At 73.0% G+C, this 23,875-nt stretch carries 22 protein-coding genes; 8 read left to right on the plus strand and 14 right to left on the minus strand.

Annotated elements, in window-relative coordinates; genetic code table 11:
* Positions 1-2: 2 nt before the first annotated feature.
* From NV263_RS12295 to NV263_RS12320, 6 genes are all read left to right on the plus strand, one after another.
* Positions 3-773, plus strand: coding sequence for a methyltransferase domain-containing protein (locus NV263_RS12295; RefSeq protein ID WP_263253143.1), 771 nt, complete (start codon positions 3-5; stop codon positions 771-773).
* A 6-nt stretch (positions 774-779) separates the two neighbouring features.
* On the plus strand, positions 780-1,796 hold the full coding sequence (locus tag NV263_RS12300; protein WP_263253144.1) for a hypothetical protein: 1,017 nt from the start codon (positions 780-782) through the stop codon (positions 1,794-1,796).
* An 18-nt stretch (positions 1,797-1,814) separates the two neighbouring features.
* On the plus strand, positions 1,815-2,507 hold the full coding sequence (locus NV263_RS12305; RefSeq protein ID WP_263253145.1) for an SDR family oxidoreductase: 693 nt from the start codon (positions 1,815-1,817) through the stop codon (positions 2,505-2,507).
* A gap of 59 nt (positions 2,508-2,566) precedes the next feature.
* Positions 2,567-3,388 carry a phytanoyl-CoA dioxygenase family protein gene (locus NV263_RS12310; protein ID WP_263253146.1) on the plus strand — a complete coding sequence of 274 codons (822 nt, stop codon included), beginning with the start codon at positions 2,567-2,569 and terminating at the stop codon, positions 3,386-3,388.
* A 72-nt stretch (positions 3,389-3,460) separates the two neighbouring features.
* Positions 3,461-4,732: an MFS transporter gene (locus NV263_RS12315; protein WP_263253148.1), complete on the plus strand. Its 1,272-nt coding sequence runs from the start codon at positions 3,461-3,463 to the stop codon at positions 4,730-4,732.
* A gap of 122 nt (positions 4,733-4,854) precedes the next feature.
* Positions 4,855-6,177 carry a glycoside hydrolase family 1 protein gene (locus tag NV263_RS12320; RefSeq protein WP_263253150.1) on the plus strand — a complete coding sequence of 441 codons (1,323 nt, stop codon included), beginning with the start codon at positions 4,855-4,857 and terminating at the stop codon, positions 6,175-6,177.
* A gap of 6 nt (positions 6,178-6,183) precedes the next feature.
* Here NV263_RS12320 and NV263_RS12325 read toward each other — a convergent pair whose 3' ends face one another.
* The 5 genes from NV263_RS12325 to NV263_RS12345 form a co-directional block, all read right to left on the minus strand.
* On the minus strand, positions 6,184-7,044 hold the full coding sequence (locus tag NV263_RS12325; protein ID WP_263253151.1) for a hypothetical protein: 861 nt from the start codon (positions 7,042-7,044) through the stop codon (positions 6,184-6,186).
* Positions 7,045-7,517: 473 nt separating this feature from the next.
* Positions 7,518-7,724, minus strand: a complete 207-nt coding sequence (locus tag NV263_RS12330) for a hypothetical protein (protein ID WP_263253152.1) — start codon at positions 7,722-7,724, stop codon at positions 7,518-7,520.
* Positions 7,725-8,009: 285 nt separating this feature from the next.
* Positions 8,010-9,245: a trehalose-phosphatase gene (gene otsB, locus NV263_RS12335; protein ID WP_263253154.1), complete on the minus strand. Its 1,236-nt coding sequence runs from the start codon at positions 9,243-9,245 to the stop codon at positions 8,010-8,012.
* A 61-nt stretch (positions 9,246-9,306) separates the two neighbouring features.
* On the minus strand, positions 9,307-10,743 hold the full coding sequence (locus NV263_RS12340; protein ID WP_263253156.1) for a GGDEF domain-containing protein: 1,437 nt from the start codon (positions 10,741-10,743) through the stop codon (positions 9,307-9,309).
* A gap of 63 nt (positions 10,744-10,806) precedes the next feature.
* Positions 10,807-11,529, minus strand: a complete 723-nt coding sequence (locus NV263_RS12345; protein ID WP_263253158.1) for a class I SAM-dependent methyltransferase — start codon at positions 11,527-11,529, stop codon at positions 10,807-10,809.
* A 196-nt stretch (positions 11,530-11,725) separates the two neighbouring features.
* Between NV263_RS12345 and NV263_RS12350 the strand changes: the two genes are divergently transcribed.
* Positions 11,726-12,952, plus strand: a complete 1,227-nt coding sequence (locus NV263_RS12350; RefSeq protein ID WP_263253159.1) for an MFS transporter — start codon at positions 11,726-11,728, stop codon at positions 12,950-12,952.
* 14 nt (positions 12,953-12,966) lie between these two features.
* A complete protein-coding gene (locus tag NV263_RS12355) occupies positions 12,967-14,190 on the plus strand; it encodes a glycosyltransferase family 87 protein (protein ID WP_263253160.1) in 1,224 nt (407 codons plus the stop codon).
* Between the two features lie 240 nt (positions 14,191-14,430).
* Here NV263_RS12355 and NV263_RS12360 read toward each other — a convergent pair whose 3' ends face one another.
* Genes NV263_RS12360 through thiD form a run of 9 tightly spaced genes read right to left on the minus strand, consistent with a single transcriptional unit; the run spans position 14,431 to position 23,568 of the window.
* Entirely contained in the window at positions 14,431-15,477 is a 1,047-nt protein-coding gene (locus NV263_RS12360; RefSeq protein ID WP_263253162.1) for an alcohol dehydrogenase catalytic domain-containing protein, read from the minus strand.
* Entirely contained in the window at positions 15,470-16,183 is a 714-nt protein-coding gene (locus tag NV263_RS12365) for a TenA family protein (protein ID WP_263253164.1), read from the minus strand. The genes NV263_RS12360 and NV263_RS12365 overlap by 8 nt, the downstream gene beginning before the upstream one ends.
* On the minus strand, positions 16,164-16,649 hold the full coding sequence (locus tag NV263_RS12370; protein ID WP_263253167.1) for a 5-(carboxyamino)imidazole ribonucleotide mutase: 486 nt from the start codon (positions 16,647-16,649) through the stop codon (positions 16,164-16,166). The genes NV263_RS12365 and NV263_RS12370 overlap by 20 nt, the downstream gene beginning before the upstream one ends.
* Positions 16,646-17,488 carry an FAD binding domain-containing protein gene (locus NV263_RS12375; RefSeq protein ID WP_263253169.1) on the minus strand — a complete coding sequence of 281 codons (843 nt, stop codon included), beginning with the start codon at positions 17,486-17,488 and terminating at the stop codon, positions 16,646-16,648. Before NV263_RS12375 ends, NV263_RS12370 begins: the two co-directional genes overlap by 4 nt.
* Positions 17,485-20,151, minus strand: a complete 2,667-nt coding sequence (locus tag NV263_RS12380; RefSeq protein ID WP_263253171.1) for a molybdopterin-dependent oxidoreductase — start codon at positions 20,149-20,151, stop codon at positions 17,485-17,487. The genes NV263_RS12375 and NV263_RS12380 overlap by 4 nt, the downstream gene beginning before the upstream one ends.
* A complete protein-coding gene (locus NV263_RS12385; RefSeq protein WP_263253172.1) occupies positions 20,144-21,076 on the minus strand; it encodes a phosphotransferase family protein in 933 nt (310 codons plus the stop codon). Before NV263_RS12385 ends, NV263_RS12380 begins: the two co-directional genes overlap by 8 nt.
* A gap of 43 nt (positions 21,077-21,119) precedes the next feature.
* Positions 21,120-21,662, minus strand: coding sequence for a nucleoside 2-deoxyribosyltransferase (locus NV263_RS12390; RefSeq protein WP_263253174.1), 543 nt, complete (start codon positions 21,660-21,662; stop codon positions 21,120-21,122).
* Positions 21,659-22,681 carry a thymidylate synthase gene (locus NV263_RS12395; RefSeq protein WP_263253176.1) on the minus strand — a complete coding sequence of 341 codons (1,023 nt, stop codon included), beginning with the start codon at positions 22,679-22,681 and terminating at the stop codon, positions 21,659-21,661. Before NV263_RS12395 ends, NV263_RS12390 begins: the two co-directional genes overlap by 4 nt.
* Positions 22,678-23,568: a bifunctional hydroxymethylpyrimidine kinase/phosphomethylpyrimidine kinase gene (gene thiD, locus NV263_RS12400; protein WP_263253178.1), complete on the minus strand. Its 891-nt coding sequence runs from the start codon at positions 23,566-23,568 to the stop codon at positions 22,678-22,680. The genes NV263_RS12395 and thiD overlap by 4 nt, the downstream gene beginning before the upstream one ends.
* Between the last annotated feature and the right edge of the window lie 307 nt (positions 23,569-23,875).

Consider the following 23,875-nt stretch of genomic DNA (forward strand, 5'->3'; position numbering starts at 1 on the left):
CCATGCGGGCACCGATCGAGGATTGCTACCACGAGTGGGCCGAGGTCTACGCCGCCATCGCCGACGACCGCGACTTCGCCGCGCAGGTCGGGGCGCTGGAGTCGCTGTGCGCGCCCCCTGGCGGACCCCGGGCGCTGCTCGACCTGTTCGCCGGTCCGGCCTACCACGCCGTCGAGGCGGGGCGGCGGGGCTGGCTGGTGTCGGCGGTCGACGCGAGCCGCTCGATGCGGGAAGTCGCGCTGGCGCGCGGTTTCCCGGACGCCGGCCGGTACCACGTGTGCGCCGTGCCCGACGACCTGTCCGCGACGCTTCCGGCCGAGCACTTCGACTGCGCCCTGGTGTCCCGGTACTCCGCCGGGTACCTCGGCGTCGGTGACGTGGAGCGCCTGCTGCGGGAACTCCGCGACCTGCTGCGCCCCGGCGGGGTGGCGGTGTTCGAGCTGCACGACGTCAGCGCTGTCGCGGGCGGCCTGCACGACCTGGGCATCCAGGCGCGCACGGCCACGCTCGCGGACGGCACGCGCATCGAGTGCTACTGGCCCGACGGCCGGGTGGTCTGGTCGGCGGACGACTACGTCGTGGAGATGCCGGTGCGGATCGAAACCGACCACCCGACGTCCGGCCGGAGCACGTCCCGCTTCGCGTCCGTCGAGCACATCCACAGCGCCGCGTCGGTCCGCCGGCTCGCCGAACGGGCTGGTCTGTCCGTTGTGGACGAAGATCTGCGCTGCGCCTTCCCCGAGTCCACCCCGGTCATCCTGAGAAAGGGGTAGTGCCAGATGTACGACTACTCGTGCGCGTTGCGCCCGGACCAGGTGTGCGTCCGCCTCGTCGACTACCGGAACTGGCCGACCTTCCCGGCACTGGCGTCGCGGATCCGCCGGGCCAGCGAGCGCTACGGCTTCACGTTCGCCGAAGTCGACCCCGAATCCGCGTTCACCGACGAGAAACCCGGTTTCGCGCACCGGTTGCTGCTCGTGCTGTGCGACGGGGAGTTCGACGAGCAGCTGCTGCAACGGCTCTGCGCCGAAGCGCTGGGGCACTACTCGGTGATCTCCATCGCGTTCAACTACCCGGACGTGGAAGCGATGCTCTCGCACGCGGAGCGGATCGAGCACTACAAGGCGCTGTCCGAGGACCGCATCAACTTCCTGCGACCGGCCGCCGCCGACGACGGGCGCATGGTCGTCCCGGACGACAAGATCGTGGACAACTCGATCTGCGACAGCGTCCGCGTGAAGTACCGCCCCGCCAACCTCGACCGCAACCCGGTCGCGCTGCCCTTCGGCGCGGCCGAGTTCTTCCGGCGGGCTTCGGAACTGTTCGGCGAGCACCGGCTCTACCACCGTTCGCCCTCCGACGGCTACTTCGCGATCCGGGCCGAGGACGGCAGCGGCTTCTACATCACCGCGACGAAGACGTACAAGGACGACCTGGACCTGCGCCGGGTGGCCTTCGTCGAGCACTACGACGAGCGGACCAACACGTTGCACTACCGGGGCAGCTACCTGCCCTCGTCCGACTCGGTCGAGGCGGCCGTGCTGCTGTCGCGGCGACCGCACATCAAGAGCATCGTGCACACCCACGCCAGCACCCGCTTCACCCGGAATCCGCAGTACCGCCAACGGGTTCTGGTCGGCGTCGAGTCCTACGGGGAGCCCCGGCTCGGCGTGTTGCTGGACAAGGCGCTGGGGCTGGTGGACGATGGTTTCGTGATCATGGAGGAGCACGGTGAGGTGTTCGCCGCCGACGAACCCGTCGTCTCGCCGACGCTGCGCTCCCTCGTCAACGGCTGAACTCGAACCGGGAAGACAATGACGAACGCTGTGATCGCCGGGGCCAGTCGCGGACTCGGCCTGGCCCTGGCCGAAGCGCTGATCCCCGACCACGACCGCTGCTGGCTGTTGTCCCGGCAGGAACCGGAACCGGTGCGGCAGCACGAGAACGCGCACTGGATCCGGTGCGATCTCGCCACTGCCGGCAACGACTGGGAGTCGCTGTTCGCCGACATCGGCGACGCACCGATCCGCACGTTCGTCTACAACGCGGGGGTGTGGGAGCGCGACCGGTTCGACCGGGTCCGGCGCGACTTCCTCGGCGAGATCGTCAACGTCAACCTGACCTCGTTGCTGGAGAGCGCGCACGCGCTGCACCACAACATCGTGCGCGGCGGCGGGAACATCGTCCTCATCGGATCCACCTGCGGTCTGGAGAACGAGGGGTCCTCGGGAGTCGGTTACACGGCGGCCAAGTTCGGGGTCCGCGGCGCCGCGCACTCGCTGCGCGAGCACTTCCGCCCGGCGAACGTCCGCGTCACCTGCCTGAGCCCGGGTTCCATGGCCACCGACGTGCCGCTGGGGGAGCCGGAGACGGCCGTCGAGCGCCACGGCGGCGCGCGGATGCCGGTCGACGACATCGTCGCGCTGGTGCGTTGCGTGCTGTCGCTGTCACCCGCGACGTGCGTCAAGGAACTGACGGTCCCGGCCACGAAGGACACCGACGTCTAGGGATCCGCCCTGGCGCGACAACCGCACCGACCGGTGCCATGCCGAATCGAGGTGGCCGCATGGAACAGGAAGCCGTTTTCGACCGACCCTCGTTCACCTCGCCCGAGCAGCAGGAGGCGTTCGCCCGCGACGGGTACGTGGTGCTCGACGCCCGCGTCCCCGACGACGAACTCCGCGCGCTCGGCGACTTCTACGCCGAGCACGAGCGCCACTACCGGTCGCGGCGGTTCGCCGGGACGTTGGCGATGCGGAACGCGACGCGGCACCGGACCGCGGTGCACGACCGGATCGGCGCCGCGCTCGCGGGCGTCGTCGCCACGTCGCTGATCTCCTACCGCCAGTACTGCGCGGGTTTCGGGGTGAAGGCCCCGGCCGACACCACGGCCCTGCAGTTGCACCAGGACATCACCATGGTCCCCTACGACGCCAACCGGACCGGGTTGACGCTGTGGGTCCCGCTGTGCGACGTCGACGAGCGGAACGGGTGCCTGGAAGCGCTGCCCGGCAGCCACCTGGTCAACCGCAACCCGCGGTCGCCCGGGATGCCCTTCGCCTACGAGGACCAGGCCGAGCGCATCCGCGGGAAGCACCTCGTGCCGGTGCCGTGCGCACGCGGCCAGGTCGTCGTGATGGACCAAGCGCTGATCCACAGCTCCGGGCCCAACCTGTCCGCCGAACCGCGCGTCGCGGCCATGGCGATGCTGCGCGCGGCCGAGGACGGGCTGGTGTACTACCACCGCACCGAGGTGGACGGCGAGGTCCGGTTGCAGCGATTCAGCGTCCCGGAGGACTTCTACCTCCGGCAGGAACTCGGATTTCCGCCCCACGCGGGTGAGTTGGTGGGCGTCGAACCGGAGCGCGTCGCCCCGCACACGTGGTAGCGTCCGCCGGGATCGCGCGGCCGGCGGGGGGAGGCGCGGGTCCGCGAGGTACTGATCTTTCCCGGGGGCTGCATGGTGAGAAGTCGGTCGGGTTTCGTCGCGCTGCTGCCGGTGCGCACCCGCGTCCTGCTGGTCGGCAACTTCGTCAGCTCGTTGGGGAGCGGACTCGTCCAGCCGTTCCTGGTGATCTACCTGACCGAGGTGCGCGGGATCGACGTCGGTTCGGCGACGTCGGTGGTGGCGGTGTTCGCCGCGGCGTCGCTGGTGGGCGCGCCGTTGAGCGGATGGCTCACCGACCACGTGTCGCTGCGCACCGCCGCCGCGGTCGCGGCGGGTCTGAGCGCCGCCGGGTCGGCCTGCTTCGCCTGGACCCACTCGGTCCCGGTCGCGGCGCTGGCCGCCGGGCTGCACGGAGCCGGGTACGGCGGGCTCGCCACGGTGTGGACGACGTCGCTGTCCCGCAACACCTCGGGGCGGCAGCGCACGGTGGCGTTGGGCTGCAACTTCATCGGCCTCAACCTGGGCGTCGGGCTGGGCGGGGTGCTCGCGGGCATCGTCGTGTCGACCCGGACGCCCGGGGTTTTCGAACTCCTCTACCTGCTGGACGCCGGCTCGTTCGTGCTCGTGGGATGCGTGCTGTGGTTCGCCACGCGCGACGGTCTGTCCGCTGTGGACGGAGCTGCCAGGGCGGGTGTCCGGAACGTCCTCGCCGGTGCCTCGGCCCGCCCGGAACTGCTGCACCTGCTGGCGTTCACCTGCGTGCTCATGCTGTTCGGCTACGGCCAGTTCGAGTCGACGATCCCCGCGATCGTCTCGGTGTCCGAACTGGATCCGCGCACGATGGCGTGGGCGTTCGTGGGGAACACCGCCGTGGTCGTGGTCGGGCAGTTCGTCGTGCTCACCCGGCTGGCGAACGTGCCGCGCACCCGCCTGATCGGCGGTATCGCGGCGTGCTGGGCGTTGTGCTGGTGCCTGGTCCTGGCGGCCACCGCCGTTTCCGGCACCGGCGCGGAACTGCTCGTGATCGCCGGGGTCGCGGTGTTCGCGCTCGGCGAGGTGCTCATCGCGCCGTCGCTGCCGACCATGGTCAACGAGCTGGCCGACGAATCCGTCCGGGGCCGCTACAACGCGGCCTACCAGTGGGCGATGTCGGTCGGCCTGGTGGGCGGCCCGCTGCTGAGCAGCCTGTTCTTCCGGTTCGGCAACCCGACGCTGCTGCTCGTGGTGCTGCTGGCGGGGTGTGCGCTCCCGATGGGATACGCGCGCTACCTGTCCCGCCGCCTGCCCGCCGAGCTGGTGCTCCCGCGCCCGGACGATGAGGTCCGGGAGAGCAACGCGCAGTGACCGCGTCCGCCATTCGGCCCCGTGGACCTCTCAATCCCGTCGGTCGGAAGGCGGGACGGCTGCTCCGGCACCGCTCAACGGCGCATTGACCCCGCACCGGGTCAAACGTAAATTTCTTTCACATGTGGCGGGTGGGGTTCGGGCGGCTGCGCAGCGTGCTGTGCGTGCTCGTACTGGGCGTCGTCCTCGTGCCGGTCGCGGCGGTTCCGGCGCAGGCGCACGGGTGGTCGCGGAGCTTCTACTGGGGAGTCGCGACCGCGGGCTTCCAGGTCGAGGGGACTGCGCCGGACAGCAACTGGTCGCGGCACGTCGCCTCGGCCGACGTCGACCCGTACGCCCGGGCGACCGACTTCCGGCACCGCTACGCCGAGGACATCCGCCTGGCGAAGGGCATGGGCGTCAACACCTTCCGGTTCAGCGTGGAATGGGCTCGCGTGCAGCCCGCTCCGGGCGTGTGGGACGAGCGGGAACTCGCCTACTACGACGACGTCGTCGCGCACGTCCGCGCCGCCGGGATGACACCGATGATCACGCTCGACCACTGGGTGTACCCCGGCTGGATCGCCGACCGGGGCGGGTTCGCCGCGGCGCGGACGGTGGACGACTTCCTCGCGTTCGCCCGCGCCGTCGTGCAGCGCTACCGCGGGCAGGGCGTGCTCTGGGTGACCTTCAACGAACCGGTCGAATTCCTGAACCAGGAGCTGAAGATCGGCGCGCTCGACCCGCTGCGGATCCCCGCCTGGCAAGCCAACGTGGTCCGCGCGCACCGGCGGGCCTACGACCTCGTCCACGCCCTCGACCCCACCGGGCGGGTCACCAGCAACCAGGCGTTCTACCCCGGGTTCAACGCCGCGACCGACGCGGTGGTGATGGACCGGATCGCCGACAAGCTCGACTTCGTCGGGATCGACTACTACTACGGCCTGAGCCCGACGAACCTGTCGGCGGGCCACGCCCTGTTCGACGAGCTCTGGAAGGTCCGGCCGCAGCCCGAGGGCATCTACCACGCGCTGCGCTACTACGCCGACCGCTATCCGGACCTGCCGCTGTACGTCGTCGAGAACGGCCTGCCGACCGACGACGCCCGGCCGCGCGCGGACGGCTACACCCGCGCGCAGTCCATTCGGGACACCGTGTTCTGGCTCCAACGCGCCAAAGCCGACGGCATGGACGTCATCGGCTACAACCACTGGAGCATCACCGACAACTACGAATGGGGCAGTTACCGGCCCCGGTTCGGGCTGTACCGGGTGGACGCGCTCACCGACCCGTCGCTGACGCGCAGGCCCACCGACGGCGTCGCCGCCTACCGCGACGTGATCCGGGGCGGTGGCGTGCCGCCCGGCTACCGACCGGCGCGGCCACCGGCGCCCTGCTCGCTCGTCGACCCGCCGCGCAGCTGCGTCGCACCCGCGAATCCGGACGGTCCGCTCGCGCCGTTGTGAACCGGGTCAGCACCAGGTCAGCGCGCCGGGGTCCCACACGTCCGGGAGGAGCGATCCGAGCAGCGGGGACAGGAACGCGTCCGCCAGTTCGCAGGCCGCGCGCGGCGTGCCGTGCGCGGCCAGCTCCGGGACTTCGGCGGCCCGCGCGCGGTAGTGCTCCTGCCATGCACCGCCCGGCTCCCGGAAGCGCGGCGGCAGCTCGATCTCCGCTCCGGCGGTGACGTTGCGGGCGTACTCGGCGCGGAGGGCCTGGCGAGCGCGCCGACCGTCGACGGTCTCGGTGAGCGCGATCACCAGCAGCGCGACCAGGGCCTCGACCTGCCGGGTTTGCGAACCGGTCCGGTGCAGCGCGCAGATCTGCTCCGCGACGTGGTCCTCCGCGGGCCACCGCCGAGCCCACACGGACTCGACACCGGCTCCCGGCATGCGCGGCAGCGGGCGCCGCACCGGCTCGCCGACGGGGCGCGGGCCGGTGACCAGCACGACGTCGACCACGGTCACCCCGGCGCTGCCCACGGTCACCGAGAACCGCACGCCGCAACTCGCGGGATCCTCCTCCGTCCGCGCGGTGGACACGTGCCGGAACCGGACGCGGTCGCCGCCGTCGGTCTCGACGATCCGGCGCAGGGCGATCACCGCCTCGTCGACGTCCGCGCCCGCGGCGCAACCGCGCAGCCGCGCGTCCGGGTCGCGGACCAGCACGGGCAGCGGCGCCTTGAGCAGCCAGCCGTCCGGGTCGCGGGCGAACACCCGCTGCACGAGCAGGTGTGCGTAGAAGTCGCGGACGTGGTGGGCGGTGGTCTCGCGACCCGGGGCGCGGGACCACCGCGGCGGTGCGCCGCGCATGCCGTCGTCGGAGTGCCGCACCTGGTGCATCCTTCTCCTTCGGTTCCGGCGCGTCCCGCCGCCAAGGGTGCCGAGCGGGGTTCCTCGTGCCGACCGGCGAGTTCGACCCGCTGATCCTAGACCACGAGCCACCCCCGGCCGAGCACTCGGCCGCGGGTGGCTCGTGGTCCGCCCGCACCGTGCCGGACCGGATTCGCGGCTCGCGTCGAGCACGGGGTCCGCCCCTTCCGGGATCGCGAACCTCGTCGCGTCGGCCCCGGCGGACGAGAACCCGCGATTCCCCGGGGTTCAGCACGTGGGCGGCTTGGTGATCAAGCCCGGATGATCGACCGCGGCCCCGTGTCTTCCGGGATGCTGCCGGAAAATCCGCGAATCGTCCCTTTTGGACGGACGATGTGGCGCGATCGGACAGCACGTCCGGCTCCGGCCGGAAAAGCACCGGGGACCGCGCGACCGCCCGGCCGCGCAGTCCCCGCTGCACCGTGGCGGCGCCGTCAGCGCACGAAGAGGTGGTATCCGTTGTCCTGGCGGATGTCGCACTCGGACCATTCGCCCCACATCTTGCCCTGGTTGCATTCGGCCTCGACGGCATGCCGGTCGCCGGACGACATGACGTACCTCCACTCCGCAGCCATCGCAGGCGCACCGATGGACAGCAGGCACGTGGTCAGCGCCGCACCCGTCGCGATCTTGCGAATCATGTGATTGGACTCCACTGGAATCGGCCAACAGGTCGGCGAGCAGCGTAGGAGAGCGAGGGCGATCGGTTGGTCGTTCCGCCGTGTTCGCAGGGTTTCCTCCCACCAAGCCTGATCGGGGTGGCCCGGCGGCTGCGACCGGACGAACGCCGACCCCGACGCACGCCCCAGCGCGGCACGGTCGTCGCGGTGGCGGGACCTGCCGGGCCGCCGAAAAGCGGCATGGTCCTGCCCGGGTAGGGGAATTTCCACGCGGCGCCGTGGAGTCGCGGTGGGGCAGGTGCGGCTTCAGACCACCGCCGCCATCCGGTCGAGGAGCCCGGCCAGTTCGTCCGGATCGTCGACGGCGTAGTGCGCCCACGTCAGCCGGTCCCCGTGCTCGGCACTGCGCACCACGACGCCGATCCCGTCGTGGTGGATCTCGCGCAGCGCGTCCTCGTCGGTGTAGTCGTCCCCGGCGAACACCGGCAGCGCGGTGCCGGCGAGCCCCCACTCGTCGAGCAGCAGGCGCAGTGCGCGCCCCTTGTCCCAGGCGACGTTCGGCAGCACTTCCACGACCATGCGGCCCCGCGTGACCCGCAACGCCGAGCTGGCGTCGGCGACGTCGCGCACCGCGGCCAGCAGATCGTCGACCGAATCCGGCGGCGTCCTGCGGTAGTGCACCGCCAGCGCGAACCGCTTGCGGTCGATCAGCGCCCCCGGCGTCGACCCGCACGCGGCGGACAGGCGCCGTTCGGCCTCGTCCAGGTCGTCCACGGCGGCCGCTCCGTCCGGTTGGCAGAAGTGCTCGCCGGACGGGCCGGCGACCTCGAAGCCGTGGCTGCCCGCGTACCACAGCCCGCGGGCGGGCACCCGGGCCCGCACGTCCTGGAGGTCGCGACCGCTCAGCACCGCGACGTGGTGGTGCGCGGCCAGCTGCTCCAGCACGCGGCGGTTCTCCGGCGGCAGGGCGACCGCGTCGGGATCGTCGCGGATCGGAGCCAACGTGCCGTCGAAGTCGAAGACGAACACCGGGTCCCGGCCGCGCAGCCGAGCGGCGATCTCCTCCCACCCGTCCAGCGCGTCCGACACCGCCGACAGGCGCAGGCGCGGGGAGGCGGCGACGGCCACGTCGGCCAGCGAGGTGACGGCCGGGACCGGGCCGGGCTGCGGTGCCCCGTGCCGGGCCACGGCGATGACCAGGCCGAAACCGGCCTCCCGCGCGGCCGTCGCGTCCTCGGCCACCACCACCGCCGCCGCCGCGCGCGGCTCGGTGCGCACACGCCGGGCGGCTTCCAGCAGCACCGCCGGGCCGGGCGGTCCCGAGCCGTCCACCCGCGCGTCGAAGAGGTCGGCGATCCCCTCGCGCGCGAGCGCGTCCCGGCAGTTCCGGCCCGCGGAGAACACGGCGGTCCGCACGCCCTGCTCGCGCAGCCGCGCCACCAGCGACCGCGCGTCGTCGAACACCGCCCCCGCGTCCGTGACCACGCCGTCGAGGTCGAACAGCACCGCGCGGTGCCGCCCCGGTTCGATGCTGACGGCCATGACCACTCCCCAGGTCCGCGGAACCCCGGAGTACCCCGCGGAGCGCGGGAATCCACCGGCGTCAGCGCGGCCCGCGCTTGTGCCGGTACATCGCCCGGTCGGCGTTGGCCAGCGCGTCGTGCGGGTCCTGGTCGGGAGCGATCGGGTGGTAGCCGAGGCTGGCGGTGATGGTGATGGGCGTGGCCCGGTCGTCCAGCGCGATGGGGACTTCCAAGGCGGTGGCGATGCGCCGCAGCAGGTCGTCGGGGTCGCTGGGGGCGGGGTTGACGAGGAGGACGAACTCGTCGCCGCCGACGCGGGCGACGGTGTCCCCGGCGCGCACGCACTGCCGCAGCCGGTGCGCGACCGTGCGCAGCAGGACGTCGCCGGCCCGGTGCCCGAGCGCGTCGTTGATGGCCTTGAAGTGGTCGATGTCGACGTAGACCAGGCCCGCGCCGCGGGGGTGCTGCGGACCGGTCGCGGTGTCGTCGAGGAGGTCGGCGAGCAGCGCGCGGTTGGCCGCGCCGGTGAGCGGGTCGTGCAGCGCGTGGTGCGACAGCCAGCGGTGCGCCCGGTAGAGCTGCTGCATGGTGACCAGGTGCCGGGCCACGACGAGGGCCACCACCGCGGTGAGCACGTAGATCTCGACGGCCTGCACCCGTCCCGCGCCGGCGTCCAGCACGACCACGGCGCAGAGCGCGGCCAGCGGGACGTAGGGCAGCCCGAGCAGCACGGGCGGCGCGGAGCGGCGCCGGGTGCTCTCCCGGCGGGCCGGGGTGAACGCGGCGGGCAGCAGGAGCAGCGGACCGGTCATGTAGCCGAGGTCGCCGGCGCCGGGGATGGCGCGGCCGGTCGTGATCGCGTAGGCGTAGATGACGTCGGAGGCGCCGATGGCGGTGAGCCCGGCCATCAGCCAGCTCAGCCGGGGCCGCCACATGCTGTGCAGGGTCACCGCCATGAGGATCACCAGCACGATGAGCACCAGGTCGCCGATCGTGTAGCTGACGGTCAGCAGGGTCTTGCCGAACCCGACGCGCCCCGGCTGGCCCGCGCTGAGCACCTCCCAGGCCAGCCCGACCATCGAGGCGACGATGACCAGGCCGTCGAGCACCAGCACCCGCGTCGGTGCCGCGGTGTCGTAGTCCCGGGAGGTGGCGCGGTCGGCGCGGGCGATGACCACCAACGCCGCGAACACCCCCACCGGCGCCGCCAGGTAGAGCGTGTTCTCCAGGTTCGGGAAGGTCAGCACCGAGTTGTCGACGGTGCGGTGCCAGGTCCACACCACCTGTCCGACGGCCCACCCGGCCATGCCGGCGGACATGAACACGCGCCAGTGCCGCTCGGCGCCGTGGCAGGCGCGGGCGGTCCAGGCGAACGCGGCCGTCGCGGCGACGGAGTTGATCAGGCCGGTCAGGTCGGCGACGAGCCGCAGCAGCGGCGGCGGGAGTGCGCGCGAGAGCACCAGTGCCACCGCGACGGACGTCATCACGACCAGGGCGCCGCCCGGCCGCCGTCGCATTGGCAGGGACGGGAGTCGTGCCACTGGCACGTGCCAACCATGGCACATCGACCCCGTTCGCACCTACTCGGTCCGCACGCCGGTGACCAGCATGAAAGGCGCCGCCTGACGCCCGTCCTCGGCGGTGACCCCGGGGCGGCGGACCGCGAGGTCCGCGAAGCCCGCGCCGGACAGCAGGTCCAGGTAGGTCCGGGTCGGCCAGTGGACGTCCGCGATGCGCGTCCAGCGGCCGTCGCGGCGCCGCAGGTCCACCGGCATCCGCTGGCCGGCGCGGTAGCGCACGCCCGGTTCTCCCTGCCGCAGCCCGTCGAAGGCCACCCCGGTGGTGTCCGGGTTCGAGTCGAGCACGGTGAACCGGCCGCCGGGGCGCAGCACCCGGTGGACCTCCGCGGTCAACCGCTCCAGCACCGCCAGGTCGGGCTCGCAGACGTAGACGAACGCGGCCCACGCCGCGACCACCGAGCGGTCCTCGGCCGCCAGCCGCCCGTCCCGGAGCACCCGGTACTCCACGCCCGGTGCGGGCTCGGCCCGCGCGATCATCGCCTCCGACGGGTCGACCGCCAGGGCGCGCACGCCGCAGGTGCGGGCGATCCACCGGGCGATCCCGCCCGTGCCGCAGCCGACGTCGAGCACCCGCGCGCCCCGCGCCGCGCCCGCGGCGATGCCGAGTTCCGCCGGCAGGAACCGGTATCCGGCCCGCCACCACAGGTCCGTGTCGAGTTCACCGAATTCCGCCGCGACCGCGTCGTCGGTCCACGGCGTCACCCCGTCGTCCGCAGCACCCATGCGCGGCACGCTATCGGCCGCGGCCCGGTCGCGCCGCCGCGTTCCGCGCGGTTTTCCGCGCTGTGCCGGGCAATACGAACGGGTCAACATCGTTTTCCGGGCAGCGCAGCGCCGTTACGCTGATCGTCGGGAACGCCCGGGTTCGGGCGAGGACCGGTCACCAGTCATCGGCACGGCGGTGCGGGGAGAAGAGCGCATGGGGCGGATCAAACGGGCGGTGCTGTTCGCGACCCTGGCCGTCGACGCGCTCGGTTCCGGGCTGTTCGTGCCGATTTCGCTGCTGTACTTCACCCGGGTTCCGCGCATCGAGCTCGCGGTCGTCGGCGTGCTGCTCAGCACTGCGACGGCCGCGACGCTGCCGTTGCCGGCACTCGTCGGACATCTCGTGGACCGGGTCGGTGCGCACCGCGTCGTGGTGTCCGCCCAGCTGCTCCAGGCGGTCGGGTTCTTCGGCTATCTCGCGGTGTCCGACGAGATCACGCTCGTCCTCGCCGCTTTCCTCGTGTCGACCGGGCAACGCGCGTTCTGGTCGTCCATCTTCACCTTCGTCTCCGAGATCGCGGCCCGGGACCCGCGGCGGCGGCGCGACGAGTGGTTCGCCGTCGTCGGCATGGCCCAGGCGGGCGGGTACGGCACCGGCGGGCTGGTCGCCGGACTGCTGCTCAGCGCGCCGGAAACGACGTGGCGCACGCTGATCACGATCAGCGCGAGCGCTTTCACGCTCGCGGCGCTCGTGCTCATCGCGGGGTTCTCCGACGTCTGCGGGCGGGCGGCGGCCGAGCCGGTCCGCGGAGGGTACCGGAACCTGGTGCGGGACCGGCCTTTCCTCGGGCTCGTCCTGGTGAACAGCCTGTTCACGCTCTCGCACTCGTTCCTCGGCGTCGCACTGCCGATCTACGTCGCGCGCGGTCTCCCGGACGCGCCGTCCTGGCTCGTCGGACCGCTGCTGGCGATGAACACGGCGGTGCTCGCCCTCGGGCAGGCGCGGGCGACCAAGGTGGTGCGCGACCTGCCCCGCACCCGCTCGCTGGCGCTGGCCGGGGCGATGTGGAGCGCCTGGGGCCTGGCCATGGCGTGCGCGGTGCTCGTCCCCGGCCGAGCGGTCCTCGGGTACCTGGTCGTGGTGACGTTGTGCTTCACCGCCGCGGAACTGGTCCACGCGCCCACTTCGAACGCGTTGGCCTCGGCGGTGGCACCGGACGCGACCCGAGGCCGCTACCTCGCGGTTTTCCAGTACTCCTTCACGATTTCCGGCATGGTCGCCCCGGCGTTGTTCGCGACGCTGTTCAGCACCGCCGCGCCGCTGCCGTGGATCGCGATCGCCGCGCTCGCCGCCACCGGGGCGGTGGGGATGCTCCGGTTGGAAAAACACCTGCCCCAGCAGGCGCTCGGCGGCCGGGTCGCCCAACCGGCGCCGGACTGATCGGAGGTTCGCCGATGGCCACGCGTCTGCGCAGACCGGGCACGCGGGGAACGGCCTACTGGGCCGGGAGCGCGTTCGCCGCGGTGCTGGTCGCCGTCCTGCACTTCCTGGTGCGCGCCGACGACGAGGGCTGGATGACCGACCTGCGGGTCTACCTGGACGGTGCGCACCTTCCCGCCACGGCGCTGTACACCACACCGCTCGGACCGTTCGGGCTGCTGTTCCAGTACCCACCGGTGGCCGCCGATCTGTTCGCGCTGCTCCCGCGCGATACCCCCGACGCGGTCGCGGTGGGGTGGAACGCGGTGAGCCTGCTCGCCCTGCAGGCCGCGGTGTGGTCGTGCCTGCGCCTGGCGGGGGCGCGCCGCAGCGTCCGCGCGGTCGCCGCGCTCGCGGCGGCGGTCGCCTCGCCGCTGCTGGAACCGGTGGAGAACTCGTTGTTCGTGGGGCAGCTCAACCTCGTCCTGATGGCCCTGGTGGCCTGCGACCTCGCCCTGCTGCCCCGGCGCGCCCAGGGCGTCGGGATCGGCCTCGCGACGGCGCTCAAACTCATCCCCGGTGTGTTCGTCGTGTTCCTCCTCGCCACCCGCCGGTTCCGGGCCGCTGCCACGGCACTGGGCTGCTTCACCGCGATCAGTGCGGTCGAGCTGGTGCGCAGACCGGTGGAGACCGCGCACTTCTGGGCCACGTTGGGCATCGCCCCGCGCGGCGAGGCCCCGGAGAACCTGTTCAGCCGCTCGGCGTGGAGCGCGCTGGTGCGGGCCACCCACGGCCGCGCGGACCTCGCCGTGCTGCGAACCGTCCTGTTCGGACTGATCGCGGTCCTGGTCGTGCTGCTGGTGGCGGCGATCCACCGGCGCACCCGGTCCACTTCGGACGCGGTGGTGGCACCGCTGCTCGCCTGGGCGCTGGCGGCCGACCTGCTCGCCCCGGTGGCCTGGGCGCACTACTGGGTGTGGATCGCGCCGACGCTGGTCCTGTGCTGCCGCTGGGCGTGGACCCTGCGGTCCCCGGGCTGGGGCGCGGTGCTGGCCGCGGTGGTGGCCGCCTTCACCGCCCGGTCGCAGTGGTGGGAGGTCACCCCGTACCGGGAAGCCCTGGCGCTGTCCCCGGTCGAACTGCTGGAAACGAGCGCCCTTCCCGCCGCGACCGCGCTGCTGCTGGCCGCGATGGCCTGGGCAGCGGGCCGCGCACCGGTGCACCCGGCACCCGCGGACGCAGCACCGGCGTGCGCCTGAGTGCCTGTCTGTGAACTTGGTCCCGGAACCCGCGTGGTAAGCGGCGTGAGCCGCTTTCTCTTTCGGTGAGTGGTCTCGCAGCCCGCACCGCCGCGGGTTCTCAGCGGTCGTCTCGCGAGGACAGCCCCGACGCCGTGTATTGGGCATACATCAGGAGGGCTTCCGCAGTCGAGACGGCCGCTGAGGTTCCGCTACCGGCACCGCCGCGCAAAACGAGTCCGAAGACAGGCTCTGAGCGGTTCAGGCGAGGTGGCGCGGCACCAGGACGGCGCGGCCCTGGCAGCGGTCCTCCCGCAGCATCCGCAGCGCCGTCCCGGCGTTCTCCAGGCTGTGCACCTGCGAGATCGTCGGCGTCATCCGGCCCTGCGCGGCCAGCCGCACGACCTCCCGCGCATCGTCCAGAGTGGACCCGACCGCACCCCGCACGACCAGTTCGTTCGTCACGATCCGCGCGACGTCGACCGCGGCGGGTTCGCCGGTGTAGCCGACCAGCACGAGCGTGCCGCCGCTGCGCGCGCACCGCAGCGCCGCGCCGGGCGTGCCGCCCGAACCGACCATGTCGAAGGCCACGTCCCACCCGTCGCCACCGGTCAGCTCGCGGACCGCCGAGTCGAGGCCGTCGCGGCCGGTGTCGACGGTCGCCGCGGCGCCCAGCTCCCGGGCTCGGCGCAGGTTCGCCGCCGAACGACCGGCCGCGATGACGGTGGCCCCCGCCGACCGGGCCGCCTGCACGACGGAGAGACCGACCCCGCCGACGCCCAGCACGACGACCACGTCGCCGTCCCGGACGGCGGCGACGCGGTTGACCGCGTGCAGGGCCGTGGTGCCCGAACAACCCAGCGCCGCGGCATCCGCGGTGGACACCGAGTCGGGCAGCACGACGCAGCACCGGGCCGCCACGCGCACGTACTCGGCGAACCCGCCGTCCGCGGTGAAACCCCACTTCTGCCGGAGGTCCGGGCACAGGTTCTCGGCGCCGCGCCCGCACCACCGGCATTCGCCGCACCCGTTGTAGTAGTAGACCAGCACGCGCCGCCCGAGCAGCGAATCCGGTGCTCCCGGCCCGCATTCGACGACCTCCCCGGCGAACTCGTGCCCCAGGACCAGCGGCAGCGGCGGCGCCTCCGGAACGGCGTCGACCAGGTGCAGGTCGGTGTGGCACACCCCGGCCGCGTGCACGGCCACCAGCACCTCCTCGCTGCCGGGGCGGGGCACGGGGTGGTCGCGCACCGCGAGGTCACCGACGGCGCGGAGCACCGCGGCCCGCATGGTCCGGCGCTCAACCATGGAGCACCGCGGTCCGCGCGCGGCTTCCCGGCCAGTCGACGTCCAACTCCCACGCGGAGTCGAACACGGCGATCTGGTGCTGGACGCTGCGCAGGTACTTCAGCTTCATCCGCGCGCGGCCGCGGTCGTCGGTGCGCGCCGCCTCCGCCTCCATCATCGCGGCGTGCTCGGCGGCCATCCGGTGCACCGCGCGTTCCACGTAGATGCGCGCCCACCGGCGGTACGCGTCCGGACCGGGGATGTCGACGTCGCGGAACCGGCGCCCGATCACCTCGGTGAACATCGCGCACGGCAGCAGCGCCGCGGCGATCTCCCCGATCGGGCACTCCAACGCGGTGCGGACCAGGTGGTTGGCGTAAGCCTCCCGGGCCGGGCAGTACGCCTCCGGCCCGCGCGGCAGGGGAGCGGTGCGCCCCAGTTCGGCGAGCAGCTCCTGCTTGGCCTCGATCTCGCCCAGCACCCACACGTCGTCGAGCACCGTGCACGCCGCCTTGGCCCAGCTGCTGCCGGTCGGCGCCTTGGAGACGCCCAGCGCCAGCGCCCGGTGCAGGTCGGAGATGTACGGGGCGTCGTCGACCTGGAACCGCACGAACTTCTCCACCGGAAGCGTCCCGGCGGCCATCGCCTCGATCCACGGGTGGTTCCGGTACGCCAGCCAGGCGTCCCCGACGAACTCGTCGCACTCCTCAACGAACGAGTTGGGCATCGATCTCAGCTCCTCTTCTGCGCATCCGCTCCCGGTACCGGTCGAGGTTCGCCCGCACCGCCGGATCGCCGTGCGCGACGATCTGGGCGGCGAGCAGGCCCGCGTTGCGCGCGTCGTCGATGCCGACCGTGGCCACCGGGAAGCCGGCGGGCATCGCGGCGGTCGAGCACAGCGCGTCGACACCGCCGAGCGTTCCGCCGCTCATCGGCACGCCGATCACCGGCAGCGTGGTGTGCGCGGCGACCAGACCGGCCACGTGCGCCGCGCGGGAGGCGCCGCACACGATCGCGGCGAAGCCGTTCTCCCGCGCCCGGCGGGCGAATTCGGCGGTCTCGTCGGGAGTCCGGTGCGCGGACAGGCCGCGTTCGGTCACCGGGACGCCCAGTTCCCGGAGCACACCGGTCGCCTCCCGCATCCGTTCGAGGTAGAGCGTGGAGGCGATCAGCACGGCCACCCTGGTGTTCACCGCACTCCCTCCGCCCGGGACCGCGCCACCAGGACGGTTCCGCGGACCAGCGCGCGCAGCGCGTGGTACCGGTAGGCCGCCGTGGCGAACCCGTCGTCGACCAGCGCGATCTCGCCTTCCACCAGCTCCGTCGCGATGTCCTCGGCGTGCACCCGGGTCCCGACGAGCGCGTCGGCGGTGCGGGTCAGCGCCGCGCAACCCTGCCCGGGCACCGCCGCGGCCACCGCGGCGTCGGTGCACCAGCCGTCGGCCAGGACGATCCGCGCGGCGACGGACACCAGGTGCGGGCCACCGGCGCGGCGCAGCGACACCTGGCGGAAGGCGCTCGCCGAACCCGGTGCCGGCGCGGGGAATTCCAACCCCGTCACCAGCTCGTCCGGACGCCTGCGCGCGGCCGCGCGGAACAGGTCCCACGCCGGGATGCGCCGAACGCCGCGCAGCGACTCCGCCACCGCGGTGGCGCCGACCGCCCCGCACACCGCGGCCAGCTGGCACCCCGGATCGGCGTGGGCCACGATGCCGACCACGGTGCCGTTGCGGCGCACCACGTGGTTGCCGACGCGCCGGAGCGCCTCCACCAGGGCGTCGTGGCCCGCCGGTGCGCGGTCGACGAGTTCCTGCTGGCGCACCCCGGCACCCACCGCCAGCGCGTCCGAACGCACCTGGACCGAACCGAGTTCGCCGCGCACCGCCGCGATGTCGACGAGGTGGCTCGGCCGCCGCTCCCGGCGGCGCAGGGCCGGCACCAGGCTCTGCCCGCCCGCCAGCACGCAACTGCCGGGCCCCAGCAGGCGCAGCGCCGCCGCCGTGGTGGTCGGGCGGTGGTAGTGGAAGGTCATGGCACCGCCTCCCGCGCCACGGCGCCCGCGAGGTCCGGGGCGCCGGAACGGACCCAAGATCCGTGCATTGTGGACGGTGTCAGCGGCAGTTCCACGATCTCGGCGGCGATCTCGGGCACCGCGTCGGCGACCGCTGCCGCCACGGCTCCGCCGATCGGTGCGGTGCCCAGCTCGCCGACCCCGCGCACGCCCAACGGGTTGCCGCTCGCGCGCCCGGCGGCCAGGGAGATCTCGACGTCGGGGGCGTCGGCGGCCAACGGGACGGGATAGTCGGCGAGCCGCCGCACCAGTGGATGCCCGGAGTCGGAGTAGGGCAGGTTCTCCATCACGGCCCCGCCGACTCCCTGCACCACGCCACCGACGATCTGCCCGCGCACCACCACCTCGTCGAGCACCCGACCCACGTCGCAGAACACGTGCACGTGCCGGACCCGGGTGCGCAACGTCGCGATGTCGACGTCGACGGCCACCGCCACCGCCCCGCGCGGGTAGGAGTGCCCGCCGGGCCGGAACGTCGCCGTCGCGGTGCGGTCCTCGGCGCTCAGCGATCCGGCGACCTCGACCGGCGAGACCGCACCGGGCCCGCCGCGCGGCGCCAGCCGCAGCTCGCCGGGCGGCACGCCGCGTCGACGGGCCACCGCCGCGAGGACCTGTTCGGCCAGCCGGGACGCGGCGGCCGCGACCGCGTTGCCGGTCATCAGCGCGGTCCGACTGGCGAACGTGCCGAGGCCGCGCGCGCCCGCGGCGGCCCGGCCGGCGGAGACCACCACCCGTTGCGGCGGCACGGCGAGCGCCTCGGCGGCGACCGCCGCCAGCGTCGTCTCGTGGCCCTGCCCGGAGGAGGCGCTGTCGACCTCGACGGTCACCCGGCCGTCCGGGTGCAGCCGCGCCGTGGCGGTCTCGGCCTCCCCGGCTCCTTCCTTCTCCACGAACGGCACGGCCGCCGCGCCCCGCCGCACGCCGGGCTCGGCGGGCGCGGTGCGGTACCGCTCGGCCGCCGCGACCGCCGCGGCGAAAGCGCTGCCGCAGTCGCCCTCGTCGTACTCCACGACACCCTCGCACTCGGTGCCGGGCCGGTGCGGCAACTCCGCCGGGGACAGCAGGTTCCGCCACCGGAGTTCGTCCGGTGCCAGGCCGAGTTCGGCGGCGAGCAGGTCCAGCGCGCGTTCGCGCACGAAGCCGACCTCGAACCGGCCCGGGGCGCGGTACGGGCCGGTCGGGGTCTTGTGCGAGTACCGGATCGTGACGTCCGCGCGGTAGTGCGGCAGCCGGTAGGGGCCCGGGAACATCGCGGTGGCGAACGCGGGCATCAGGTCGGTCAGCGGCCGGTGGTAGGCGCCCGCGTCGACCACGACGTCCACCCGCGCGGCCAGCAGCGCGCCGTCGGTGTCGGCGGCCAGGGTGACCTCCCACGCCTGCTCGCGCGAGTGGTTGGTCGCGATCAGGTGTTCGTCGCGGTCCTCGATCCACTTGACGGGCCTGCCGAGCCGCAACGCGGCCAGCGGCACCACCACGTCCTCGGGGTAGAACTCGCCCTTGACGCCGAACGCCCCGCCGACGTCGGTCGGGACGACGTCGACCCGTTCCGGGGCCAGGCCGAGCATCGCGGCCACCCGGTCCCGGTTCGCGCGGACCTGCTTGGTCAGCCCGTGCAGCACCAGACCGCCGTCGCGCGGCTCGGCGAGCAGCCCGCGGGTCTCCATCGGCATACCGGTGTGCCGACCGACCGCGAAGGACCGGCGGACCACGACCGGCGCCGCCGCCAGCGCCCGGTCCACCGCCCCCACGTCCTGGAACCTCCGGCGGACCTCCGACCGGTGCGGGCCCCGGGGCCGGTACGCCACGCGGACCGCCCGGGCCGCGTCCTCGGCCTGGTCCCGCGTCGCGGCGACCACGACCGCGACCGGCTGGCCGGTGTAGCGCACCTGGTCGGTGGCCAGGGTGTTCTCCGGGAACGGTGCGTCCCCGGTGGTGAAGCGGACGGCAGAGGGGGGCAGGTCGTCCGCGGTGAACACCCCGGCCACCCCCGGCATCGCCGTCGCGGCGGCGGTGTCGACGGCGATGACGTCGGCGTGCGGGTGGGCGGCGCGGACGAACCGCGCGTGCAGCTGGCCGGGCACCGACCGGGCGCCGAGGTAGTCGCCCCGGCCGGTCAGCAACCGGGAATCCTCCCGGCGTCGCGGTGGTTCCGTGGCGACCGGTCCGCAGCGGACCCGCCGGGCCGCGCGCAGCAGACCGGCGTACCCGGTGCACCGGCAGGTCACCGCGCTGAGCCGTTCCCGCAGCGCTTCGGGATCCGGTGGCGCCCCGGAGCCGGACATCTCGTCGAGCAGCAGCACGAACGCCGGGGTGCAGAACCCGCACTGCAGGCCACCTTCGGCGCTGATCGCGGTCTGGGCCCCGGTGAGCCCGCCGTCAGGGCCGCGGAGCCCGTGCACGGTCGTCACCACGGAACCGTCCACAGTGGCCACCAGCGTCAGGCAGGACTGCACCGGTCGGCCGTCCACCCGCACCAGGCAGGTGCCGCAGGTTCCCTCGCCGCACCCGACGTTCGTGGGGAAACCGCAGCGGTCGAGGTGCTCGGCCAGCGTGGTGCCGGGCGCGACGGCCGCGGTGTGGGCCGACCCGTTGATCGTGCAGCGCACCTCGACCGGTTCAGCCACGGCGTTCGTCCTCCCGCAGCCACTGCTCGATGCGGGTGGTGTACTCGGGCACCAGCTCGGGTTCCCACCGCGCGAAGTAGCCGCACATGACGACGTTGTAGAGCCCGCAGTGCGCGTGGATCCGCGCCCACGCGCCGTCGTCGATCTCGTGCCACCGCCGGTAGCCGTCCAGGAAGGGCCCGCGGGTCTCCGGGTACCAGTCGAACAGCAGCTCCGAGATCTTGCCGAACTCCGAGTACTGGTCGCTGAACCGCGCGTGCTCGAAGTCGAGGACCGCCCGCACCGAACCTCCGGACACCAGCACGTTGTCGAGGTAGAAGTCGCGATGGGTGAGCACCGGCCGCACCGCACCGATGTCCTCGACGCGCTTCTGGACCCGTTCCCGGACCCGCGACCACCCGCCGTCGATCCGGACGTCGGCGAGGGTGCCCAACGCCTCGTCCAGCCCGTTGCGCGCCTCCTCGGCCACTGACGGCACCTCCCGGCCGCCGAGGGCGTCGGTCAGCCGGTCGGCGCCGGTGGCGGCGTGCAGCCGGCCCAGCAGCGACCCCATTTCCTCGGAGATCCGGGCCCGATCCGCCGCCCGCAACGACGTCCACGCCGCGCTGGCCTGCTCGCCGTCGACGAACTCCAGCACCAGCACCGGCTTGCCGAGCTCGTGCGCGTGCGGGACGAAGGACCGGAAGCGCACCACGGGAAGACCGGCCTCGGCGGCCAACCGGGTCGCCACCAGCAGGTGGCGCAAGTGCTCGGGATCGCTGTTGCGCACCGGCACTTTCAGCAGCAGCGGGCCTTCGTCGGTGTCGAACCGCCAGTGCGCGCTGGTGTACCCGCCCGCCATCGGGGACATCCGGTCGACGCGGACTCCGGGGCACGCCTCCTCGAACGCCGCCCGCACCTTCCGCGCGTCCGTTTCCTCCGCCATCGCGACTCCTCCGCAGCGTCGATTCCACTTCGTGATCGGCTGATCACCCGGCGCACACGTTAACGGGGGCGGCGGCCGGACCTCGCTCGACCCGCGGGCGGGCCCGGTGCCGGGTCATCACCCGGGCGATGGGGTCGCGCAGGCGGGGCACCAGCTCGCCGACGTCGGCGTAGGTCACCAGCTCGACGTTGGCGACGTGCGGCAACCCCACGATCAGCGGGGCGTGCCTGCGGTCCTCCTCCAGCAGCAGCACCATCGGTTTGCCGAGCGCGGAGGCCCACCCGACCTCGACGTGCGTGCCGGGGGAGGGCGGACTGCCGGGGAACGCGACGAACAGGTCGCTCTTGCCGATCTCGTAGTAGTCCAGCGGCGTGCACTCGTCCGGGGGCAGGAAGTCCTTGCCCCAGCTCTCCCTGCGGTGCGCGTTGTGCACCTGGCAGCCCTCGCCCTCGAAGTAGTCGATCAGAACGCTCAGGCGGTTCTTCTCGCCCGGGTCGATCTCCTTGGTCTTCGGGTCGACCGCGTTGAGGAACGGTCCGCCGACGAACACGCTGCGGATGCCCTGGTCGAAGCAGAAACCGGTCACTGGGTCCTCCCACCGACGATGTCGTGATCACGTACTTGCCCGGCGAGGTGCGCCGGCCACCGGTTGCGCACCGAATCCCGGAAAACCGGCCACATCCCGTCCAACGTCCGGTGCGCCAACCCGTCCTCGTACCGGACCTGGCGGTACGCCTCGAACAGCAGCAGCACCTGGCGCCAGTACTCCGGCAGCCCGACCAGTGCGTCCCGGTTCTCGTGGAGCCCGAACTCGTTGTGGCGCAACGACTTCTCCACGTCGAGCACGGCGCGCAGGTGCGGCCAGTTGTCGCCCTTCGGCAGCTCCGGGAAGCGCTGCCTGCGCAGGCCGGTCGCCGCGGCCTCGGCCAGCACCCGCCGGGCCCAGTCGTCGTCGTGGGCGTAGACGTGCAGCGAGCCGACGTTGTGCACGTAGCGGCCCACCCGCAAACCGAGCTGCCGGGCCAGGAACTCCTGGAGGAAGGTGAACGAGAAGACGTCGCTGACCATGCCGCGGAAGGCGTCGTTGGCCCGCATGTAGCCCACGCCGTGCAGGCGGCCCGCCCGGATGAAGAACTGCAGCGCCAGCGTGCAGGCGACGTCGATGTTGTCCGGTACCGCGAGTTCGGCCGGGTCGAAGATCTGCACCACGGCGCGCTTGGAGTCCGGGTCCTCCCGCAGCGTGCTCAGCACCTGCTGCCACTGGTCGATCCGCCCCCGCCCGTGGGAGAAGATCCGCGGCCCGTAGGCCGTCCCGGCCAGCGTCCGCCCGTCGGCCGAGTACTTCGCGATGCTCGGGGCGTAGTGGGCGATCTGCTCCAGCGAGTTCGTCCCGGACAGGTACCACAGGACCTCGGCGTAGTTGAACACCAGGTTCGTCCGCCTGCTGGGCAGCGTCACGTGCCGTTGCACCGGCCGTTCGAGGGTGAAGGACGCGGCGAGCCGCTCCCGGCTCGGGAAACCGCGCGGTGCGTTGCGGTATTCGGGGTGGTTGAACACCTCCCGCAACCAGTGCAGGTAGGCGTCCTGGAACGTGTCGAACCTCATGTTCCCTCCGCGATGTGCCCTCGCCGGTCCGTCGGCCGGCTCCGGTGGATCGGTCGGCGCGGCCGGCTCAGCGCGTCCGCTCGTCGCCGCAGGTCCAGCAGGTCGACGGGGCTCTCGCCGGATCCGATCCCGACCAGACCCCGTCCCACGCCTTCGGCGGCCAGTTCTCCGGCCCGCGACACCGCCTCCACCACCGAGTCGCCCCGGGCCAGCAGTCCGGTGATGAGCGCGGAATGCGCGCAGCCCGCGCCGTGCGTGGCCGCGGCGGACGACGGGGTGCTGCGGAACCGGTAGTCGCGGTGGCCGTCGAACAGCCAGTCGCACACCACCTCGCGACCGCCCCCGGTGATGACCACGGCCGACGCCCCGAGCCGGGCGAGTTCCGCGCACAGCCGCACCGGATCGTCCTCGTCCGGCCTGCGGGCCAGCAGCCGCGCCTCCGGGAGGTTCGGCGTGATCACCGCGGCCAGCGGCAGGAGCTCGGCGACGAACGCTTCGACCGCGTCGTCGGAGTACAGCCGGGATCCGGCCGCGGTCACCATGACCGGGTCGGCCACCAGCGGCACGGCGAGGTCCGCCAGCCGCGCGGCGAGGTCCGCGACCAGTTCGGCGCTCCACAGCGTTCCGACCTTGACCGCGTCGACGGCCAGATCGTCGAGGACGGCGTCGATCTGCGCGCGCACCGCGGGAACGGGGACCGTGTGCCGGGACACGACGCCGCGCGTGTTCTGCGCCGTGATCCCCACCAGCGCGGTGGCCGCGTGGCACCCGATGGAGGCGAGCGCCTTGATGTCGCCCTGGATCCCGGCGCCGCCGGAGGAGTCCGAGGACCCGATGGTGAGGCACACCTTCGGCTCGGCGGTCGGCCCACCGGCGAATCCGTCCATGATTCCCTCAGTCCCCAGCGTCGGCGGGGACGTGTCGTCCCCGGGCAGCCCCTCGGAAAAAGCGGTGCGCATTCGGCGGAAACGAAGGTTCCGCCCGCATTCCCCGGGGCGCGGACCAACCGTTGTGCGCCTGGCGGGAATTGCGTGATCAGGAGGAGATCACGCGCTCGGCAGAAGTGTCAACCGGCCCGAGTAAGACTCTTCCGCAGATGGCCCGAAAGGCGCAGCCGGGGTTTCAAGATTTTCACGTCTCACCGGCGTCGACGTTTTTTCGGAGCTGTCTCAAGGGGTCTTCACCGGCACCGAA

Origin of the sequence: Saccharopolyspora rosea, assembly GCF_025643595.1 — a bacterium.
Classification (GTDB): domain Bacteria; phylum Actinomycetota; class Actinomycetes; order Mycobacteriales; family Pseudonocardiaceae; genus Saccharopolyspora; species Saccharopolyspora rosea.

Bases quoted from the DNA above. Each gene is read 5' to 3' on its own strand.
- NV263_RS12365 (WP_263253164.1), bottom strand. From the start codon at position 16,183: ATGCCCAACTCGTTCGTTGAGGAGTGCGACGAGTTCGTCGGGGACGCC.
- NV263_RS12360 (WP_263253162.1), bottom strand. From the start codon at position 15,477: ATGGTTGAGCGCCGGACCATGCGGGCCGCGGTGCTCCGCGCCGTCGGT.
- NV263_RS12330 (WP_263253152.1), bottom strand. From the start codon at position 7,724: ATGATTCGCAAGATCGCGACGGGTGCGGCGCTGACCACGTGCCTGCTG.
- NV263_RS12385 (WP_263253172.1), bottom strand. From the start codon at position 21,076: ATGGCGGAGGAAACGGACGCGCGGAAGGTGCGGGCGGCGTTCGAGGAG.
- NV263_RS12295 (WP_263253143.1), top strand. From the start codon at position 3: ATGCGGGCACCGATCGAGGATTGCTACCACGAGTGGGCCGAGGTCTAC.
- NV263_RS12355 (WP_263253160.1), top strand. From the start codon at position 12,967: ATGGCCACGCGTCTGCGCAGACCGGGCACGCGGGGAACGGCCTACTGG.
- NV263_RS12305 (WP_263253145.1), top strand. From the start codon at position 1,815: ATGACGAACGCTGTGATCGCCGGGGCCAGTCGCGGACTCGGCCTGGCC.
- NV263_RS12320 (WP_263253150.1), top strand. From the start codon at position 4,855: ATGTGGCGGGTGGGGTTCGGGCGGCTGCGCAGCGTGCTGTGCGTGCTC.
- NV263_RS12350 (WP_263253159.1), top strand. From the start codon at position 11,726: ATGGGGCGGATCAAACGGGCGGTGCTGTTCGCGACCCTGGCCGTCGAC.
- otsB (WP_263253154.1), bottom strand. From the start codon at position 9,245: ATGGCCGTCAGCATCGAACCGGGGCGGCACCGCGCGGTGCTGTTCGAC.
- NV263_RS12395 (WP_263253176.1), bottom strand. From the start codon at position 22,681: ATGAGGTTCGACACGTTCCAGGACGCCTACCTGCACTGGTTGCGGGAG.
- NV263_RS12315 (WP_263253148.1), top strand. From the start codon at position 3,461: ATGGTGAGAAGTCGGTCGGGTTTCGTCGCGCTGCTGCCGGTGCGCACC.
- NV263_RS12300 (WP_263253144.1), top strand. From the start codon at position 780: ATGTACGACTACTCGTGCGCGTTGCGCCCGGACCAGGTGTGCGTCCGC.
- NV263_RS12345 (WP_263253158.1), bottom strand. From the start codon at position 11,529: ATGGGTGCTGCGGACGACGGGGTGACGCCGTGGACCGACGACGCGGTC.
- NV263_RS12340 (WP_263253156.1), bottom strand. From the start codon at position 10,743: ATGCGACGGCGGCCGGGCGGCGCCCTGGTCGTGATGACGTCCGTCGCG.
- NV263_RS12375 (WP_263253169.1), bottom strand. From the start codon at position 17,488: ATGACCTTCCACTACCACCGCCCGACCACCACGGCGGCGGCGCTGCGC.
- thiD (WP_263253178.1), bottom strand. From the start codon at position 23,568: ATGGACGGATTCGCCGGTGGGCCGACCGCCGAGCCGAAGGTGTGCCTC.
- NV263_RS12310 (WP_263253146.1), top strand. From the start codon at position 2,567: ATGGAACAGGAAGCCGTTTTCGACCGACCCTCGTTCACCTCGCCCGAG.